The following is a 15,385-nucleotide window of genomic DNA, read 5'->3' as shown; positions in this document are numbered from 1 at the left end:
GGGTGAATATTCAAATTCAAATCGCAAAAGATGCGGATGCGCCGGCTATCAGTAAAACGATCATCAAGACGCTCCGTGAGAGTAATGCTGGCGACTATCCAGCCGAAATCCTTGATCGAGTGATGGAAAGTTTTTCGCCCTCGAAGATCCTTCGCTTGTTGGCTGAACGTCAGGTGCTGGTCGCTGCGCTCGACAGTCAAATCGTCGCAACGGCGAGTCTCGATCGAGACGTTGTTCGAAGTGTATTTGTCGACCCGAACTTTCAGGGAATGGGTATTGGCAGGCAATTGATGGAGCGCATTCAGTCCCTGGCCGTGGACGCTGGTTTCGAACTGCTGCGCGTTCCTTCCTCAATCACCGCAGAAGGCTTTTATGCTTCGCTTGGCTTCAAGAAGATCAGAGATGAACTTCATCAGACGGAGCGCACGATCATCATGGCGAAAACGTTGAAACGTTAGACCGTCAATGCGACGACACAAACGGCGAAGCAGTCGTCGGTGCCGGCAGCGCATAGGCCTGTTTCATCCACGCCACTTCCGCGAGCGGCGTGCGGCCGAAGAGGCGTTTGAAGTCGCGGCTGAATTGCGAGGCGCTTTCGTAGCCGACCGGAAAGGCAGTTTTTGCCGCAGTCAGGTCGTTACGCAGCATCAGCAGTCGCGCCTGGTGCAATCGCGTCGACTTCAAATACTGCATCGGCGAGGAATCGGTGACCTTGCGAAAGTGCAGATGAAAATTCGGCATGCTCATCTGCGCTTCCTCGGCCAGGGAGGCGATCCCCGGCATGGTGATATGACGCTGTTGGACTATGCCGGATCGGATCGAAGTATTGCCTGATCCTATCAACAAGGTTCTGAATCCAGTTGTTTAGCGCTGGCGCCCAGAAAGCGGGAAAGTCCTGCAGGTCTCAAACCCGCAGGACTTTCGCCTCTTGGCAACACGCGCTTAGGCTGCGCGACGACCCGGTGTGCGGTCCGATCCATCAGCGGCCAGAGCCTCACCCAATGGGGTGCGGTCTGAGCCGTCGGCAGCGATGGCCTGGCCTTGCGGGGTCTTGTCATAACCGTCTTCAGCCACCGCCTGGCCCTGGGGCGTACGCTGCGAACCATCGGCGGCAAAGGTCTGCTGTGGTTCGCTGACCCGGGTGAAGAAACGCTCTTCCTGATTGCTCGGTAGGGCGAATGCGCTGGCGCTGAGGGCGAAGGCCGCGACGGCGATCAGTCGGTTTACAGTTTTCATGGCGGTGACTCCGGTCAAATGGGATTGAGGTCCGGGTCGTTCAGATCAGTCTCTGGTTAACCCGTTGCAGTGGTGTGTTCTGCATGGGTTCAGATTAGGGGGCAGGACGCCGGTGGCGTTAGGCGGATACTGTTGGCGATTTGCCTGATTCTGCCTGATTGAAAACAGCCATCGATTTCAAATCGTAGATGTGCTGACTGCAGAACTTGCAGGGTAACGTCAGATTCAGCCTTCTACCCACCCCGCATGTAACTGCACAAACCGCACCTGCAGCCATTCGATAAACATCTGTACCTGCGCCGGCAAATGCGTGCGGCTCGGGTACAGCAGCGATACTGGCCGAGGCGCGGGGCGCAGCGGTTGCAGGATCTCTACCAATGCTCCGCTGGCCAGATGCTCGGCCACCGCGATACCCGGTGCCTGAATAATGCCGAAGCCCGACACGCCACACTGCACATAGGCGTTCGACTCGGTGACGGTAATGCCTTTGCGGCTGACACAGGTTTTCTGCTTGCCCTCAACTGAAAACTGCCAGGGCAAGGTGCGGTTGTTCTGGCCAGACAAAAAGTTAACGCCTTGATGGTTCGCCAGCTCTGCAAGCGTTTCGGGTGTGCCGTGCTCGCGCAGATACTCGGGCGCGGCGCAGGTGACCATGGTCGCCTGCGCGATGGGGCGGGCGATCAGGGTTGAATCAGGCAACTCGCCGATGCGCAGCGCACAATCAATGCCTTCGCCGACCAGATCAACCGTGCGATCGGTGACGCCCAGCACCATGTCGATGCCGGGGTAGGCGTCGGTGAATTCGCGCAGGCTTTTGATGAATTCCAGCTGCGCGAACGCGGTGGGGATATCGATACGCAGTCGGCCGGACAGCGTGGCTCCGGTGCGATCGAACATCGTGGTGGCGGCGGTGATCTCGGCCAGGATTTCCTGTACCCGCTGATAGAAAAGTTCACCCTCGGCGGTGAGTGCGACTTTCCTCGTAGTGCGCTGGAACAGGCGCACGCCGAGTGAGGTTTCCAGCTCCTGAATATAGCGAGTGACCTGCGGCCGGCCGATATCCAGTGACTGCGCCGCTTTGGTGAAACTGCCCAGCTCCGCCAGTCGGGCGAACAGGCGCATCGATTGCAGTAATTCCATGACTTTCCCGGTGAGCTTCAGTGTCTGGCTTTGTTGCCTCAGAGTAGAACAATCCTGTCTGTTTCCAAGCATTTATTGCGTTGGCATAAAAGCCAATCATGGGCCCAAGGCAAACCTGCTCAGGGTTTGTGGCCAATAACGCGTTTGGAGACTCATCATGAAAGCGTGGTTACTGAAAGATTTCGGGCTCGACAATCTGCAACCGGGCGAGACGCAAACGCCGCAGCCCAAGGCTGGCGAACTGCTCGTCAAGGTCGGCGCGGTCTCGCTGAATTTTCGCGACAAGGCCATCGTTGACGGCATCTATGAGCCGCACCTGGTGCCGAAACCGCTGATCCCGGTAAGCGATGCCGCTGGTACCGTGGTTGCCATCGGCGACGGCGTTACCCGCTTCAAGATTGGCGACCGGGTCAATTCGCATCTGTATTCGCGCTGGCTGGACGGCGAGCCGGGACCGAATGAGCCGGATTATTGCTTCGGCTCGCCGCTGCCCGGAGGCCTCGCCGAATACATGATCATCCACGAGGACAGTGCCGTCGGCGCGCCGGCCAACATGAGCGATGAAGAGGCGGCGACGCTGCCGATCGCCGCGCTCACCGCGTGGTACGCACTGGTCGATTTCGGTGCCATCCAACCGGGCCAGACCGTGTTGGTGCAGGGCACCGGCGGCGTATCGATTTTCGCCGTACAGATCGCCACGGCGCTGGGCGCCAAAGTCATCGCAACCTCAAGCAGCGATGACAACCTGCATGCGGTAAAACGTCTGGGTGCTGTCGCCGGTATCAACTACCGCACCACGCCGAACTGGGCGGACGAGGTGCTGAAACTCACTGACGGCAAGGGTGTGGATCTGCTGCTCGATGTGGCGGGAGGCAATGGCATCAATCAGTCGGTAGCAGCGACCAAGGCCTCGGGGCGGATTGCGCAGATCGGCTTTCTCACAGGGCAGACAGTCGAGCTGAACCTGATGCCGCTGATCTTCCGCCAGACCACGATTCGCGGCATTGCGGTAGCACCGCGTTCATCGTTCGACCGGATGAACGTGTTCCTCGCCGAGCACGACATTCGCCCGGTGATAGACCATGTGTATCCGTTTGAACAAGCGCGCGAGGCCTATGAGCATCTGGCGAAAGGGGCGTTTGGCAAGGTTGTGATCAAGGTGGGCTGAAGCAAGTGAGGCGCCAGGGAAGGCGCCTTTTTTCTCGTTTCAGGTTTGCGGTTCGCCGGGCTCAACCATCGCGCGCCATTGCTGCACACTCGGGCGTTGCTGCATGCGCGCGTGCCATTCGCGCAGTGCTGTGCAGTCTTCGGGGACTTCCAGCTCAACCAGCGCCGAGAAGATCATTGCGCCCAACACGGCAATATCGGCCATGGAAAAACTGGTGCCGGCCACGAGCGGCTGATGACGAGGGGACATTGCATTGTTTGATGAATTGATCGGCAGCTACGAAAGCGCTGGGCTGATGTCGGCGGATTTCGCCAAGTAGCTTGCCAGTCGTGCCGAGATCCACTGCCGGCTGTAAGCCAGCACATGGTCAGCAGTGGCTGTGGGGAAGTGAATGAACCCATGCGGACACTCCGGCAGCCTATACATTTCCACCGGCGCCGTGTGTTGCCAGCGCTCGGCGATGAGCAGCGTGTCATCGCGCAGCGGATCGAGCTCACCGGCAAACAGCAGCGCTGGTGGCAGCCCACTGAAGTCGCCATACAGCGGCGACAGCGGGGGCTGACGTCGTTGTTCATCGCTGATATCGGGGGTAAGCAGGCGTAACGCTTCGACCATTCCCGGGCCGTCAAGCACCAGAGTATCGGCCGGCGCGGTGCGCACACTGGGCGTGCCGGTCAGGTCATAGACGCCGTAGTAGAGCAGCGCACCGCAGATCCGGTGCAGCAGCTGCGGCGAAGATTTGAGGGCGAGCAGGGTGGCCGCTGCCAAATGCCCGCCAGCCGATTCACCGACGACAACTACGGGCAAACCCGCAAACTCACCACCGTTCAAAATGCCGCGAGTGGCGCGCAGGCAGTCTTCCAGCAAGCCCTCGATCGGCGTCGACACGGCCAGCCGATAATCAACCGACACCACCGCCACGTCGCAGGTGTTGACGATGGCAATGTTGAAGTTGTCGTCCATCTGCGCATTGCCGATCACCCAGCCGCCACCATGGAAATCCAGCACCACGCCTTTGGCTTTGCCCTTGGGGCGGATAATCCGCACCGGCACCGTGTCGATGGTCTTGCACTCAGCCGCCAGCCCATGCTGGCGCAGCCTGCGGCCACCACCCACCTGACCCGCGCGCATCAACGCCTGGATCAGCCGTGGCGTGAGCCGGTTGCGGATCTTGAACCGCGGCAGCCAGGCGAGCTTTTTGTTGAACGCACGAATCTGCGCCAGCTCGCGCTCGCCTTGTGGCCATGGAAAATCGCTCACAGGCGATTCTTCATCAGGATCGAGCAATTCAGCGCCGCCGCGACGCTCAGCCATGCCAGGTACGGGAATAGGATCAGCCCGGTGACCACGTCAAGTTGCAGGGCGAGTACCACCATCACCGCAACCACCACCCACAGCACCGCCAGAATCACCAGCGCCGCCAGCACCTGATGTGCACCGAAGAACACCGGCGTCCACAGCGTGTTCAGGGCGATTTGCGCGGCCCACAAGGCCTGCACCGTTTGGCTGCCGGGGATCAGGCTCAGGCGATAACCGGCCCAGGCCAGCAGCAAGTAGATGATCGTCCACGCTACGGGAAAGGCCCAGTTGGGCGGGGTGAAAGAGGGTTTAGTCAGCGATTCGTACCACGGGCCGGGTTTGAACATCACGCCGGTGGTTGCCGCCGCCGCGCAGGCCAGAAGGAAAATGAAAAAGGTCATTGCCAGTCCTTAGCTGTGATCAGCTGTTATGGAGAGTTAAGAAGAGGACGCTTCGCTGCGCAAAAAGTTTGTTTGAACATGCAATTTGGCAGCGAGGTTGAACTAAAAGCTGACTGCTGCGTCAGGATAAACACTGCCATTTACCCACCGACGCGGACGACATCATGTACACCCATCACATCGAATATCGATTCAACGGCGAGCCTCGTACTTATCTGCTCGAACTCAAGGAAGCGCAACTGGCCGAGCACGATGCAGCGATGCATCTACTGGAACTGCATCTGGGCGATGCGGAGAACAGCCTGGTCATGCCCACGGCAGACTCGACGCCAGAGCAGGTTGTTGAGCAGGCTGAGCGCGTCGGTTTGACGGATATTCGGGTGATCAGCCGGACTGCTTGACCTTCACGGCCCTTCGCATTCCAGGCCGCTGTCCCCGCCACTGCAATAGCGATCCCGCCCTCGTTGCTTCGCTGCATAAAGCATCTTGTCGGCCGACTCGATCAGGGTGGCGGGGGTGACGTGCTCGTCTGCAGGCTTGGCCACTGCAATGCCTGCACTGGCAGTGACGTGACCCAGCGGATGCGCCTTGTGCTCGAGCGCCAGGGATCGAACGGTTTGAAGTATGTCCTGAGCCACAAGCGCCGCCCCTCGAATATCGGTGTTGGGCAGCAACACGGAAAACTCCTCGCCGCCATAGCGCACGGCCAGATCACCCGGTCGCTTGACCGCTCGCGCAATCGCTTGGCCGACAGCGGCCAGGCAGTCGTCACCTGCCGCATGCCCGTAGGTGTCGTTGTAGAGTTTGAAGTGATCAACGTCGAGCATGATCAATGAAATCGACGAACCCTGGCGTCTGGCCAGGCGAATCTCGTCGGCCAGCGCAGTGTCCAGACGGCGGCGGTTGGCCAGTCCGGTCAGGCTGTCGGTCAACGCCATGTCCTTCATCGCCTGGTGCGCCTTGCGCAGATCCTTTTCCATCACCATCCGTTGGCGCAGTTGCCTCAGAACAATCAATCCGAAAACCGTGAACGCGGTGATCACCGACAACAGCACGAATCCGGTTTTGATCAAGTCCCAACGCCATGGCGCAATGATCGATTCGCGAGAAAGTCCGGTTTCCACCACCAGTGGGTACGTGGTCAAGGCTCGGTAGCCATACAGACGCGGGGTGCCATCGACGATGGCCCGGACCTCGGCAATACCTTGGTTGGATAAGGGCAGGTAGCGCTTGAACACTTCACTGTCGGCGAGACTCTGACCGATCACCGAGGCGATGAAGGGCCGACGTACGAGGATGGTGCCATTGCGCAACGCCAGTACCAGTGCACCCTTGTCATCAATCTTGAAATCGCCGTAATAGTCGACGAAGTAACTGACCTTGATCGTTCCCAGCAGCACGCCGGCGAACGAGCCGTCCGGGTTATTCAAGCGGCGGGAAATCGGGATGATCAGGTCATCCGTGGATTTGCTTTTGACGACATCACCGATGCGCACGCTTCGATCGGTGTGGGTGCGGTGGTACTGGAAATAATCGCGGTCGGCGTTGTTGGCCGGGTCCGGGATAATTTCCTTATCGGTGACAATCCACTGCCCGTCCGGGCCATAGATGAACAGGCCGTGCAACTGCGGCATGAGTTTGGCTTGCTGGACCAGCAGCTTGTGAATGCGAGGCACGTTGATGTTTTGTAAGCCATCGCCTTCCACGCGCTCGCCCAGCGCGGCGGTCAACACGTCTACCTGGCGAATGGCGTCCTCGGCATGCTGCGCCGTTGCCCGAGCGAGGTTGGTGACTGAATTGCGGGCAGACGAAAACGCAGAATGGTAGTCACGCCACGTCCGCCATCCTTCGACACCCAGAAACGCCAGAATGACCGTCAGCATGAAGATCACGGTCAGGCGGAAAGCGGCTATCTCGCTGGAAGCTTTGATGGGAGCGGGTTGTGCGGCGTCATGCCCTTTCGTGTCGGGCAGTTTGCAACCGAGCATTTGAAGATCCTTATGCTTGTCATCTCGCATCTCTGAAAGATGACCTTCCTTCTCCCCTTGGAATTCAATCTATTGCCCTGGCCAAGCGGCGGCCGTTGGATCGTTCCAAGCCTTGTCGGGTCTATATCTCCAATGGAAGCGCTCTTTGAGGAGAGACTTGTGAGTGGAATCATCACGGCCCGTGACTTGAACATCGATCTGCAAAACCCCAGCGAAACCGGCCTGTTCAAATGGTTGCTTGCCAGTTTTCTGATGGGCAAGAGGATTCAAGGTGCGATCGCAGCGAAGGCGTATCAAGTCATAGTAGAGCAGCATCACAAAGACACGCCGCAAAAGCTTGCGCAGTGTACTCACCGTCAACTGGTGTCAATGCTGGGGCAGGCGCGTTACGTGCGTTACGACGAGAGCACGGCGTCGCGATTACTCGCGTTGGCAAACAAGCTCAACAGCGAATACGCCGGTAAGGTCGGTCACATCGTGGCGGCAAGCGCGGATCGTAAGGCGCTGGAGAAGCGCCTGTCCGAGTTCGAGGGGATAGGGCCGAAGACCGTCGAGATCTTCATGAGGGAAGCGGCTGCTGTGCTGTTCTGAATGTGCGAATTGTGTACGCCCGAGGCCGCGACGCCAGGATCACGGCGCAATGAGTTTCCCCGCCAGTTCGCTCATCATGATCAGCGTTCCGCCGGCGAATATCGCGCTGCCCAGCACAAACTGGAGTCCAGGGGCGACGATCGGCATGAAGGGTGACTTCCGGTTTTCAAGCGTTTTCATGTAGTCCTCCCGTTAACGATGAAATCCTTCAGCCACGTCGAGTGATCGGGTGCGCGCCGCCAATGCGCGCCTGGCAACCACTGGCATCGTGGGCGAGGCGTCGTCGATTGTTGCTGGCTCGTCGGAAGGCGGAACTTCGGTCTCGTCGGCGAAGTTATTCGGCAGCAGCGTACCCAAGCCGAATACATTCACCGCCATGCTGACTTTCATTCCTCGACAGGCCTGTTTGCAGTCGAGCTCAAAACCAGCGTACGCGTGCTCCATCAAGCGTTGAAAATGTTCAGAGGTCAGTGCCGTGACTTTGCTGCTTTTCATGTTGTTCACCTTGAGCAAGTGGCGACCCCGGTCCGGGGCCGCCGGGCCGGGTTCAGACATCTTTGCCCTGTACGTAACCTGAGCCCAGATCAGCACCGGTCACCGGTTCGCTGAGTGGGTCGGAGGCCGTGCGGATCTTCATCGCCTCAAGCACTTGTTCATCTTCAGCTGGAAGGTTGACGGTCGCCAGACCATCACCGCCGTCGACTGCCGGCTGTGGATTTTCCACGTATTCCCACGCACCGCCTTCATTCCAGGGACCACGAACGTTGGGTTCGCCGGACATGTTGAAGTACTTGTGGGTGAACTCAGGCATCCCGGGCAGTTTGCCCTGCGGGAAGTTGGGCTGGATCGAATGCAGGGCCTTTTCGAAGGACTGTTGATGCGCAATTTCCCGCGTCATCAAGAAGCCAAGTGCCTCTTTCACACCCGGATCATCAGTGATGTTGATCAGGCGCTCGTAGAGGATCTTCGCCCGCGCTTCGGCGGCGATGTTGGAACGGAAGTCGGCGGTCGGCTCGGTGATCGAGTCAACGTAGGCCGCTGTCCACGGCACCCCGGCCGAATTGACCAGCGGTGCGCCTGCACCGTAAAGCAGGCTGGTGATATGCGAGTCATTACCGGCGCCGTTCAGCGCGCGGTACAACTCGCCTTCCTCTTGCACGCCTTCGGCCATCTGGCCCTTGGCACCTTTGTTGAGCATCACGATGATCGAGCCGACCACCTCCAGATGGCTCAACTCCTCGGTGGCAATGTCCAGCAGAAGGTCTTTACGGCCCGGATCTTCCTCGGCCAGGGCTTGCGTGAAATAGCGGGCCGCTGCCGCCAGCTCGCCATTGGCACCCCCGAATTGTTCCAAAAGCAGATTGGCCAGACCCGGATTGGGCTCGGCCACGCGAACGGTGTACTGAAGTCGCTTGTTATGTATGAACATTCAAATTTTCCTCAGACCAGGCTATCGCGCCTTGACCCTTTTGGGCGTTGGCGCATGCATAGTTTGTGAGGAGGGCGCGCAGCAGAAATTTCGTTTTTTGCACAGTGGCTGGACGGGCGGCAGAGCGCGGAAAGTTCCGCTAACAGGACGGTTGGCTCAAGCCTGCCGGGAGCAACCCCGCGCTCACAGGATCTCTAACGTCGAAGATTATGGACAGATCACGCACCTCACGGCCCATTCGCGCGGCCATTTTATTGCCATCCGAAACTGTCATATTTCCTCCCGCTCGCCTGCGCATAGTGACCAGCCCAACGCTGATTTCATGAGGCTGCACTGTGTTCCAACGTCTTCTGTGTTCGCTGTCCGTTCTGAGCCTGTCCATTGCCGCTGCGCACGCGGGCGAGCCAGTAACCCTCGATACGCCGCGATTGTCCGGCATCGACAATTTTCGCGACCTTGCCGGCACCACTATCGCGTACTCCACAACCCACGACGGCACGATGCGCAGCGGCGTGTTCTACCGCTCCAATGCGCTGACTCCTTCGGCGGCGGATCTGGCCACGCTTAATGGCCTCGGCATCAAAGCCATTTACGACTTGCGCACTCCCAGCGAAATCGCCGCTACGCCTGACACGATGATCACGGGAGCGGCTTATCGCAACATCGACATCATCGGTAGCACCACCTCAGGTGCGAACATCACCGACATTTCTTTCCATAGCGCCGCCGAAGCCGTGGCGATGATGGAGCAAACCAACCGTGCTTTCGTCAGCGATGCCGGCATGCGCGGGCAGTTCGGCCAGTTGTTCAATGAACTGGCGAGTGTCGACGCCGCGCAGTTGTTCCACTGCACCGCCGGCAAGGACCGCACCGGCTGGACCGCCGCCGTGTTGCAGAGCATTGCGGGGGTCGATGACGCGACGATCATGGCCAATTATCTGGCGACCAACGACTACACCGCCGCCCGTGTCGCTGCGACGTTGAAAGCCTTGCCGCCGAGCATGGCCGCCGTTTACGAGCCGCTGCTCGGCGTGCAGGCCAGTTACTTGCAGGCCGGCCTCGACCAGGTCGCCGCCGAGTACGGCAGCATGGACAACTACCTCAAGCAGGGCCTCGGTCTGTCGCAGGAAACTATCTATGTGCTGCGCGGCAAACTGGTCGAATACAACAACTTGCCGGGGCAGGCCGGGCTGATCGGCAATGCCGCCGCGGGTGCCGAGTTGCTGCGCCAGTTACAGAGCAGCGAGCTGTCCGGCACCTACAGCGCTTACAACTATTACCTGCAATCGGCGATCGACGCCGGCACCTTGGGCGGCGTCGAATCCCAGGTCGGCGGTCAGGTTCACGCCGATGCGGCCAGCTACCTGCTGCGCCAGAACGCGATGATCGAACAGGCCGCCGCAGCATTCGCCAGCGGCAGCGATTTGAAGGTCGGCCAACACCGTCTCTGGAGCACAGCACTCGCCAGCTACCTGGGCACCGACGGCTCGGCCCACGCCGACAGCAGCAACGAACACAGCCAGGGCTTGATGCTCGGCATCACCCAGCGCTTCAGCCAACAACTCAGCGCGCGCGGCGGTTTCGGTTACAGCAAGGGCAGCGTGGGCGGGGCGGGGGGCGAGGCCGATACAGACTTCACCTTCATCAACCTCGGCGCGCGTTATGGTCTTACCAGCCTGGAGCGCGGCGTGTTTGTCGACGCCAACGCCAGCGCCGGTTACGTCGACTACGACAGCAAACGCGAGCTAGGCGGCGGCCTCGGCACAGCCAGAGGCGATACTCACGGCAACCTCACTGGCGCGACACTGGCGTTGGGTTATCGCGCGCCGCTCAGTGGCATGACACTTGAACCGAGCCTGGGCTTTCGCATCAGTCATCTCGACTTGCAGGGCTTCCAGGAGAAGGGCAGTGAACTGGCCCTCGACGTCGACGGCATCAAGCAGACTCGTCGCAGCGCGGTGGCCAATCTCGATGTCGCGTTCACACCGATGACAATCGGTGCGTGGCAGCTGGTGCCGGGGCTGCGCGTAGGTTACGAGCGTGCGCTGGGCGATCAGCAAGTCGACAGTGAAAGCCACCTGCTGGGGCTGGATATCGAGCAGCGCGCGGCGTTCGATAATCGCGATCAGTTCAGCGGCGGCGTTAATCTGATGGCCAGCCTCGGTGCCCTGAGTGTGGGCGCCGAGGTCGGGGCCAACGGTGGCGGTGACAGCCATGGATTTAATGGCGGTCTCAAGGCCAGTTACGCGTTTTGAACGACACGAGCCCGGCAGATTACCGGGCTCCTCAGCTCAGGCATGCTGCGCACGCGACGGTTGCTGTGTGCGTGCCGGCTGCGCGGTGGGTTCGGGCAGCGAGGCAACGTGCACCGTGCGCGCCGGGAAGGCGAATGTCGCGTCCAGTTCGCTTACCGCCTCCATGATTGCCAGATTGATGCGTTGCTGCACATCCATGTAGACGTTGTAACTGGCGTCCAGAACGATGTACACCGTCTCGAATTCCAGCGCGCTTTCACCAAAACTGCGGAAATGGCAGCGGTCGAAGCGCGCCTGTTTTTCGTTCTTGATGATGCTTTCTACACGTTGAGTGATCTGGCGAATCTGTTCGGTCGAGCACTCGTAAGTCAGACGAAATTCGAACACCACCCGTCGTTCCTGCAAGCGCTTGTAGTTCTGAATGGTGCTGCCGATCATGTCGGCGTTGGCCATGACAATCTGCTCACCGCCCAGACTGCGGATGCGCGTGGTCTTCAGGCCGACGTGTTCGACCGTACCGGCCAGCGTGCCGACCACGATGAAATCACCCACCTCAAACGGCTTGTCGACGGCAATCGACAGCGAGGCGAACACGTCGCCAAGAATGTTCTGCACCGCCAGTGCCACAGCGATACCGCCGACACCAAGGCTGGCGACAAACGCCGTGATGTTGACGCCCAGGTTCGACAGCATCGCCAACAGAATCACTGCCCACAGCAACACTTTGACGCCCCACAGGCTCAGGGTCGCCAAAGCGCTCGCCTGAAAAGTACCGGTCGCGTTATGCCGCGAAAAATAGCGGTGCAGCCCCAGCGCCAGCGCGCGGTTGGTCCATAGGCCGACCTGTAGCGCCGCAACCACGAACCACAAACTGCTGACCCGTCCGAGCCAGCGCTGCGGCAAATCCAGCAACCCGATGCCGACCAGAATCGACGCCAACAGCAGCAACGTGGTGCTGGTCGCCGCCAGCACTTCGCTGGCCATATACGTCAGATGCCCGTTGCCAGCGCTGGCCCGCGCCTGCACCTTGCGGAAAACAAAACGGATCGCGGTGGTGGTCAGCAGATAACTGAGCGTCGCGGCGAGAAACGCCAGCACCCAGTTCGCCAGTGAAATTCCTAAAATCGTGTGCGCTGTGAAAAATCCGATGAAATCCTCGGTCATTGAAACCCCCTTTTTCGCCACGTGGCCTGTCTGGGGTTAGTCGCCCTGAGATTCCTGCTGTTCCATCAAATGCAGATTTCACCGGATCGAATGGTCAACGCCTGGCTTTCAACTGCGCTGGGCTCACACCGTAAGCACTTTGAAAATACTGACAAAAGCGCCCGACATTGCTGAAGCCAAAACGCAACGCCACCTCCGTCACCGAGCCCGCATGACCACGCTTTAATGCTTCATAAGCGCGCTGCAAACGCACCTGACGCTGATAGGCCACGATCGACATCCCGACAAAACGCCGAAAACCTTCCTGCAACGCGCGCTGACTGACATGACTCAACCGGGCCAGATCCACACCACTGACCAATTGTTGCGGATGTGCCTGAATAAACTCCATCGCCACCTTCACATGCCGCGGTGCCACACACGGCGCCGGCCGGCGCAACGCCTCGGTGAAATTGTGCGGCCACGCCTCCAGCACCGCATCGATCAGCATCTCGCGCAAGCGCGACGGCATCAACGTGCCGCTGTTGATCAGCGCATCGAACTCAGTGCCCGTGGCCAGGTCGATCAACGCCTTGAGGCCATGGAACGCCGGCGTATCCAGATCCACGCTCGGCTCAAACACGATCTTCTGCACGATCGGTTGCTCCAGCAGCGCCGCCAAACGTTCGGTGAGCTGCTGGCGATTGATCGAAATGCCGTGATGCGCGTGATCGTCAACAAACCGCATCGAACGGATGTCCGCCTTGTCGATCGCCAGACCGACGTGCGATATGCCAATGGATTCAGTGGCGTGGTTGAAAACGATCTTGCCGGCGGTGGGAATGACGAAGGTGATTTCATTCTGCGGGTCGGGGAGCGTGACGCTGAAGTCGCCGTGATAATGCATGCGCCGGAAACTCACCCCATCGTGCCGCCCATAGACACCGCCGATGATGATATGAGAGGGCGGCGGTGGGGTGTCGGCGTAACGGTTACCGAAAAGCCTGGAGAAGAGGGCGCCGAAGTCGCAGGAGGTGAGGTTGTCGGAGCGCAGGACGATTTTCTGACGGGTTGCGGATGTTGTGGCGATCGGCGGCATTTTGGAATGCGGGCTCTTGGGGCGACGGTGGAGACGGGAAGATTAGGGGGTGGGCGTGACTGTCTGGTGACAAGGCTTGGCAATCGTCTGCTTTCGGCCAATAGCGGACATCCATTCCGTTACTGGCCAATCAACAGCTCCTCACATCCGGTCCTTCAATTGATCTTGTTCAGCTGCGGTAGCTGCCACTTGCCCGAAAGAGCATCCTGCGATGGTTGATACAGACGTAACATCACGTAGAAACCGCCTTCGGGTGCGGGTAACCAGTTAGCAGCATGCTCTCCCTGGGGTTTTTTGTGGGAAATGGGAATGGTGATAGAACCATCCGCCGCGACTTTTAACCCCGGCGTGTCGGAGCCGACCTTGTAGCGACCGATTTCGTTGTCGACCAGCATCTTGTTGCTCGCGTCATACAGGGTCAGCGACCAGAACGCATTCACCGGCGGCGCCGAAGCCAGTTTGATTTCGTATTGACTGGCGCCAGTGAGTGGTTGGTTTTTGCTGTCGGTAAAGCGCAGCGGATACATCGCTTCATGCTCACCCTGACCGCCCAGATAAGGCCCGGCCACCATGGCGCGCAGCGGATAGTTGAAGCCAAAGCTGTCGAGACCCGTCACCCAATTCCAGCCGTTGCGCACTTGCGACGTGCTGGCCAACGACGCAATCGCCACGTAGGGCGCGTCTTTCAACCCTTCCTCAAGGCCTTTGCGAGTGGCCGGATTGAGCTTGTCGGGTGAAAAGCCGCTGTCCGTTAGCCCAATGCGGGCGAACTGGGCAAACAATGCAGCATCGGCAGGTTTGACCGGATTGTTCTTTAGCGCCAAGGCCAGTTCGGTAAAGAAGCCCAGCGGGTCGTCGCCAGTCTTCGGTAAGGCTGGCAAGGATTCATCCGTGTGCGACTTCCCACTCAGCGGCACGACACTGAATTGTTTTTGCAGCGCCAGGATCGGCGCGACATCTTCGCCCTGCTTGACGTGGATACGCCCCCACAGCCAGATTTTCTTGGTTGAAACGTCGAGACGCGTCGCATCTTTTGGCAGCTCGCCCTTCCAGCCAGGTGGCACCAGCACATATTTGCCGGCCTTGGTGCCGGTCGTGCGCCGTCCGACATAGTGTTCAAGCTCTTGCCACATGTTGAACACATCGACCACGTAATAGCGGTCATGTGTATCGGGCACGGTCAAAACGTAGGGCTCGGTCAGATCCAGCACCGCACTCATGTAGTAGGTGTCATTGTTGGCGGTGGGCATGTCCTTGGCGGACGGTGACGCCAGCGAAGTGGCCCAGCCGATCTGGTTCAGGCCTGCTCGATAGCTGGTGTCGGGTTTTGGCGAGAGAACGGTTATGTATTCACGAACCACTCTTTCCATGCGCACAAGCGGATAGCCCCAGTTATAGGCAGAAATCGCCAGGCTGTACCCATCAGCATGCATGCCTTTTTCCACGGCATCGGGAGTGGCAGGTGTGGTCAGGAGCAAGTCCGGCGTACTGGCTTGTGCATTCATTGCACTGCCGAGCGCAGCACACAGGGGCAAGACACAGAGAAACCACTGGCGAGATGAATTCATAACGAGCGTCCTTTCACGAGGAAGTGCGCCGGGCAAACCCGACTCGAGCACTGACCTGACGGCTGAAT

16 protein-coding genes and 2 pseudogenes are annotated in these 15,385 nt (G+C 59.3%); 5 read left to right on the top strand and 13 right to left on the bottom strand.

All coding sequences use genetic code 11. The annotated features are described in order from the left end of the window. The first annotated feature begins 2 nt into the window (after nt 1–2). Nucleotides 3–458 (top strand): GNAT family N-acetyltransferase, encoded by a 456-nt coding sequence (locus tag CXF97_RS26825; RefSeq protein WP_101162700.1) that lies wholly within the window; start codon nt 3–5, stop codon nt 456–458. 4 nt (nt 459–462) lie between these two features. Here CXF97_RS26825 and CXF97_RS26820 read toward each other — a convergent pair. The 3 genes and pseudogenes from CXF97_RS26820 to CXF97_RS26810 form a co-directional block, all read right to left on the bottom strand. Further along, nucleotides 463–774, bottom strand: a pseudogene (locus CXF97_RS26820) (helix-turn-helix transcriptional regulator); the annotation flags it as partial. Between the two features lie 168 nt (nt 775–942). Then, nucleotides 943–1,236, bottom strand: coding sequence for a hypothetical protein (locus CXF97_RS26815; protein WP_101162457.1), 294 nt, complete (start codon nt 1,234–1,236; stop codon nt 943–945). A gap of 225 nt (nt 1,237–1,461) precedes the next feature. After that, a complete protein-coding gene (locus CXF97_RS26810) occupies nt 1,462–2,376 on the bottom strand; it encodes a LysR family transcriptional regulator (RefSeq protein ID WP_101162455.1) in 915 nt (304 codons plus the stop codon). A 157-nt stretch (nt 2,377–2,533) separates the two neighbouring features. Here CXF97_RS26810 and CXF97_RS26805 point away from each other — a divergent pair, with 157 nt between their 5' ends. Continuing rightward, nucleotides 2,534–3,544, top strand: a complete 1,011-nt coding sequence (locus CXF97_RS26805) for an NAD(P)-dependent alcohol dehydrogenase (RefSeq protein ID WP_101162453.1) — start codon at nt 2,534–2,536, stop codon at nt 3,542–3,544. Between the two features lie 39 nt (nt 3,545–3,583). Here CXF97_RS26805 and CXF97_RS26800 read toward each other — a convergent pair. The 3 genes and pseudogenes from CXF97_RS26800 to CXF97_RS26790 all read right to left on the bottom strand — a co-directional run. Beyond that, nucleotides 3,584–3,784 (bottom strand): annotated as a pseudogene (locus tag CXF97_RS26800) (glutathione S-transferase family protein); the annotation flags it as partial. A gap of 36 nt (nt 3,785–3,820) precedes the next feature. Further along, on the bottom strand, nt 3,821–4,858 hold the full coding sequence (locus tag CXF97_RS26795) for an alpha/beta hydrolase (RefSeq protein WP_101162450.1): 1,038 nt from the start codon (nt 4,856–4,858) through the stop codon (nt 3,821–3,823). Continuing rightward, a complete protein-coding gene (locus CXF97_RS26790; protein WP_101162448.1) occupies nt 4,801–5,244 on the bottom strand; it encodes a TspO/MBR family protein in 444 nt (147 codons plus the stop codon). Before CXF97_RS26790 ends, CXF97_RS26795 begins: the two co-directional genes overlap by 58 nt. A 164-nt stretch (nt 5,245–5,408) precedes the next feature. Between CXF97_RS26790 and CXF97_RS26785 the strand changes: the two genes are divergently transcribed. Next, nucleotides 5,409–5,645, top strand: a complete 237-nt coding sequence (locus CXF97_RS26785; RefSeq protein ID WP_101162447.1) for a hypothetical protein — start codon at nt 5,409–5,411, stop codon at nt 5,643–5,645. A 3-nt stretch (nt 5,646–5,648) separates the two neighbouring features. On the opposite strand, the gene CXF97_RS26780 is transcribed toward CXF97_RS26785, so the two are convergent. Beyond that, nucleotides 5,649–7,232 carry a sensor domain-containing diguanylate cyclase gene (locus CXF97_RS26780; protein ID WP_101162445.1) on the bottom strand — a complete coding sequence of 528 codons (1,584 nt, stop codon included), beginning with the start codon at nt 7,230–7,232 and terminating at the stop codon, nt 5,649–5,651. A gap of 132 nt (nt 7,233–7,364) precedes the next feature. On the opposite strand from CXF97_RS26780, the gene CXF97_RS26775 reads away from it, so the two are divergent. Then, nucleotides 7,365–7,823 carry a DNA methylase gene (locus CXF97_RS26775; RefSeq protein WP_371918399.1) on the top strand — a complete coding sequence of 153 codons (459 nt, stop codon included), beginning with the start codon at nt 7,365–7,367 and terminating at the stop codon, nt 7,821–7,823. Nucleotides 7,824–7,862: 39 nt separating this feature from the next. Here CXF97_RS26775 and CXF97_RS28125 read toward each other — a convergent pair whose 3' ends face one another. The 3 genes from CXF97_RS28125 to CXF97_RS26765 are packed head-to-tail and all read right to left on the bottom strand — an operon-like array spanning nt 7,863 to nt 9,252. Further along, complete coding sequence (locus CXF97_RS28125) at nt 7,863–8,003, bottom strand: hypothetical protein (protein WP_157830934.1); 141 nt, start codon at nt 8,001–8,003, stop codon at nt 7,863–7,865. Nucleotides 8,004–8,015: 12 nt separating this feature from the next. Next, nucleotides 8,016–8,318, bottom strand: coding sequence for a hypothetical protein (locus CXF97_RS26770; RefSeq protein WP_101162443.1), 303 nt, complete (start codon nt 8,316–8,318; stop codon nt 8,016–8,018). Between the two features lie 52 nt (nt 8,319–8,370). After that, complete coding sequence (locus tag CXF97_RS26765) at nt 8,371–9,252, bottom strand: manganese catalase family protein (protein WP_101162441.1); 882 nt, start codon at nt 9,250–9,252, stop codon at nt 8,371–8,373. A 335-nt stretch (nt 9,253–9,587) separates the two neighbouring features. On the opposite strand from CXF97_RS26765, the gene CXF97_RS26760 reads away from it, so the two are divergent. After that, complete coding sequence (locus CXF97_RS26760) at nt 9,588–11,507, top strand: tyrosine-protein phosphatase (RefSeq protein ID WP_101162439.1); 1,920 nt, start codon at nt 9,588–9,590, stop codon at nt 11,505–11,507. A gap of 36 nt (nt 11,508–11,543) precedes the next feature. Here CXF97_RS26760 and CXF97_RS26755 read toward each other — a convergent pair whose 3' ends face one another. The 3 genes from CXF97_RS26755 to CXF97_RS26745 form a co-directional block, all read right to left on the bottom strand. Next, nucleotides 11,544–12,671, bottom strand: a complete 1,128-nt coding sequence (locus tag CXF97_RS26755) for a mechanosensitive ion channel family protein (protein WP_101162438.1) — start codon at nt 12,669–12,671, stop codon at nt 11,544–11,546. Nucleotides 12,672–12,765: 94 nt separating this feature from the next. After that, a complete protein-coding gene (locus CXF97_RS26750; RefSeq protein WP_101162436.1) occupies nt 12,766–13,749 on the bottom strand; it encodes an AraC family transcriptional regulator in 984 nt (327 codons plus the stop codon). A gap of 155 nt (nt 13,750–13,904) precedes the next feature. Next, nucleotides 13,905–15,353, bottom strand: a complete 1,449-nt coding sequence (locus CXF97_RS26745) for a DUF1254 domain-containing protein (RefSeq protein ID WP_218239556.1) — start codon at nt 15,351–15,353, stop codon at nt 13,905–13,907. Between the last annotated feature and the right edge of the window lie 32 nt (nt 15,354–15,385).

Origin of the sequence: Pseudomonas sp. Choline-02u-1 (genome assembly GCF_002836515.1) — a bacterium.
Taxonomy (GTDB): Bacteria; Pseudomonadota; Gammaproteobacteria; order Pseudomonadales; family Pseudomonadaceae; genus Aquipseudomonas.
Note: the sequence above shows the minus strand (reverse complement) of the source record. Positions and strands in the feature narration are given on the sequence as shown.

What these genes read in the sequence shown, in the direction of transcription:
- CXF97_RS26775 (WP_371918399.1), top strand. Translation starts at nt 7,365, where the DNA reads ATGGAAGCGCTCTTTGAGGAGAGACTTGTGAGTGGAATCATCACGGCC.
- CXF97_RS26755 (WP_101162438.1), bottom strand. Translation starts at nt 12,671, where the DNA reads ATGACCGAGGATTTCATCGGATTTTTCACAGCGCACACGATTTTAGGA.
- CXF97_RS26750 (WP_101162436.1), bottom strand. Translation starts at nt 13,749, where the DNA reads ATGCCGCCGATCGCCACAACATCCGCAACCCGTCAGAAAATCGTCCTG.
- CXF97_RS26770 (WP_101162443.1), bottom strand. Translation starts at nt 8,318, where the DNA reads ATGAAAAGCAGCAAAGTCACGGCACTGACCTCTGAACATTTTCAACGC.
- CXF97_RS26785 (WP_101162447.1), top strand. Translation starts at nt 5,409, where the DNA reads ATGTACACCCATCACATCGAATATCGATTCAACGGCGAGCCTCGTACT.
- CXF97_RS26810 (WP_101162455.1), bottom strand. Translation starts at nt 2,376, where the DNA reads ATGGAATTACTGCAATCGATGCGCCTGTTCGCCCGACTGGCGGAGCTG.
- CXF97_RS26790 (WP_101162448.1), bottom strand. Translation starts at nt 5,244, where the DNA reads ATGACCTTTTTCATTTTCCTTCTGGCCTGCGCGGCGGCGGCAACCACC.
- CXF97_RS26765 (WP_101162441.1), bottom strand. Translation starts at nt 9,252, where the DNA reads ATGTTCATACATAACAAGCGACTTCAGTACACCGTTCGCGTGGCCGAG.
- CXF97_RS26780 (WP_101162445.1), bottom strand. Translation starts at nt 7,232, where the DNA reads ATGCTCGGTTGCAAACTGCCCGACACGAAAGGGCATGACGCCGCACAA.
- CXF97_RS26815 (WP_101162457.1), bottom strand. Translation starts at nt 1,236, where the DNA reads ATGAAAACTGTAAACCGACTGATCGCCGTCGCGGCCTTCGCCCTCAGC.
- CXF97_RS26805 (WP_101162453.1), top strand. Translation starts at nt 2,534, where the DNA reads ATGAAAGCGTGGTTACTGAAAGATTTCGGGCTCGACAATCTGCAACCG.
- CXF97_RS26795 (WP_101162450.1), bottom strand. Translation starts at nt 4,858, where the DNA reads ATGGCTGAGCGTCGCGGCGGCGCTGAATTGCTCGATCCTGATGAAGAA.
- CXF97_RS28125 (WP_157830934.1), bottom strand. Translation starts at nt 8,003, where the DNA reads ATGAAAACGCTTGAAAACCGGAAGTCACCCTTCATGCCGATCGTCGCC.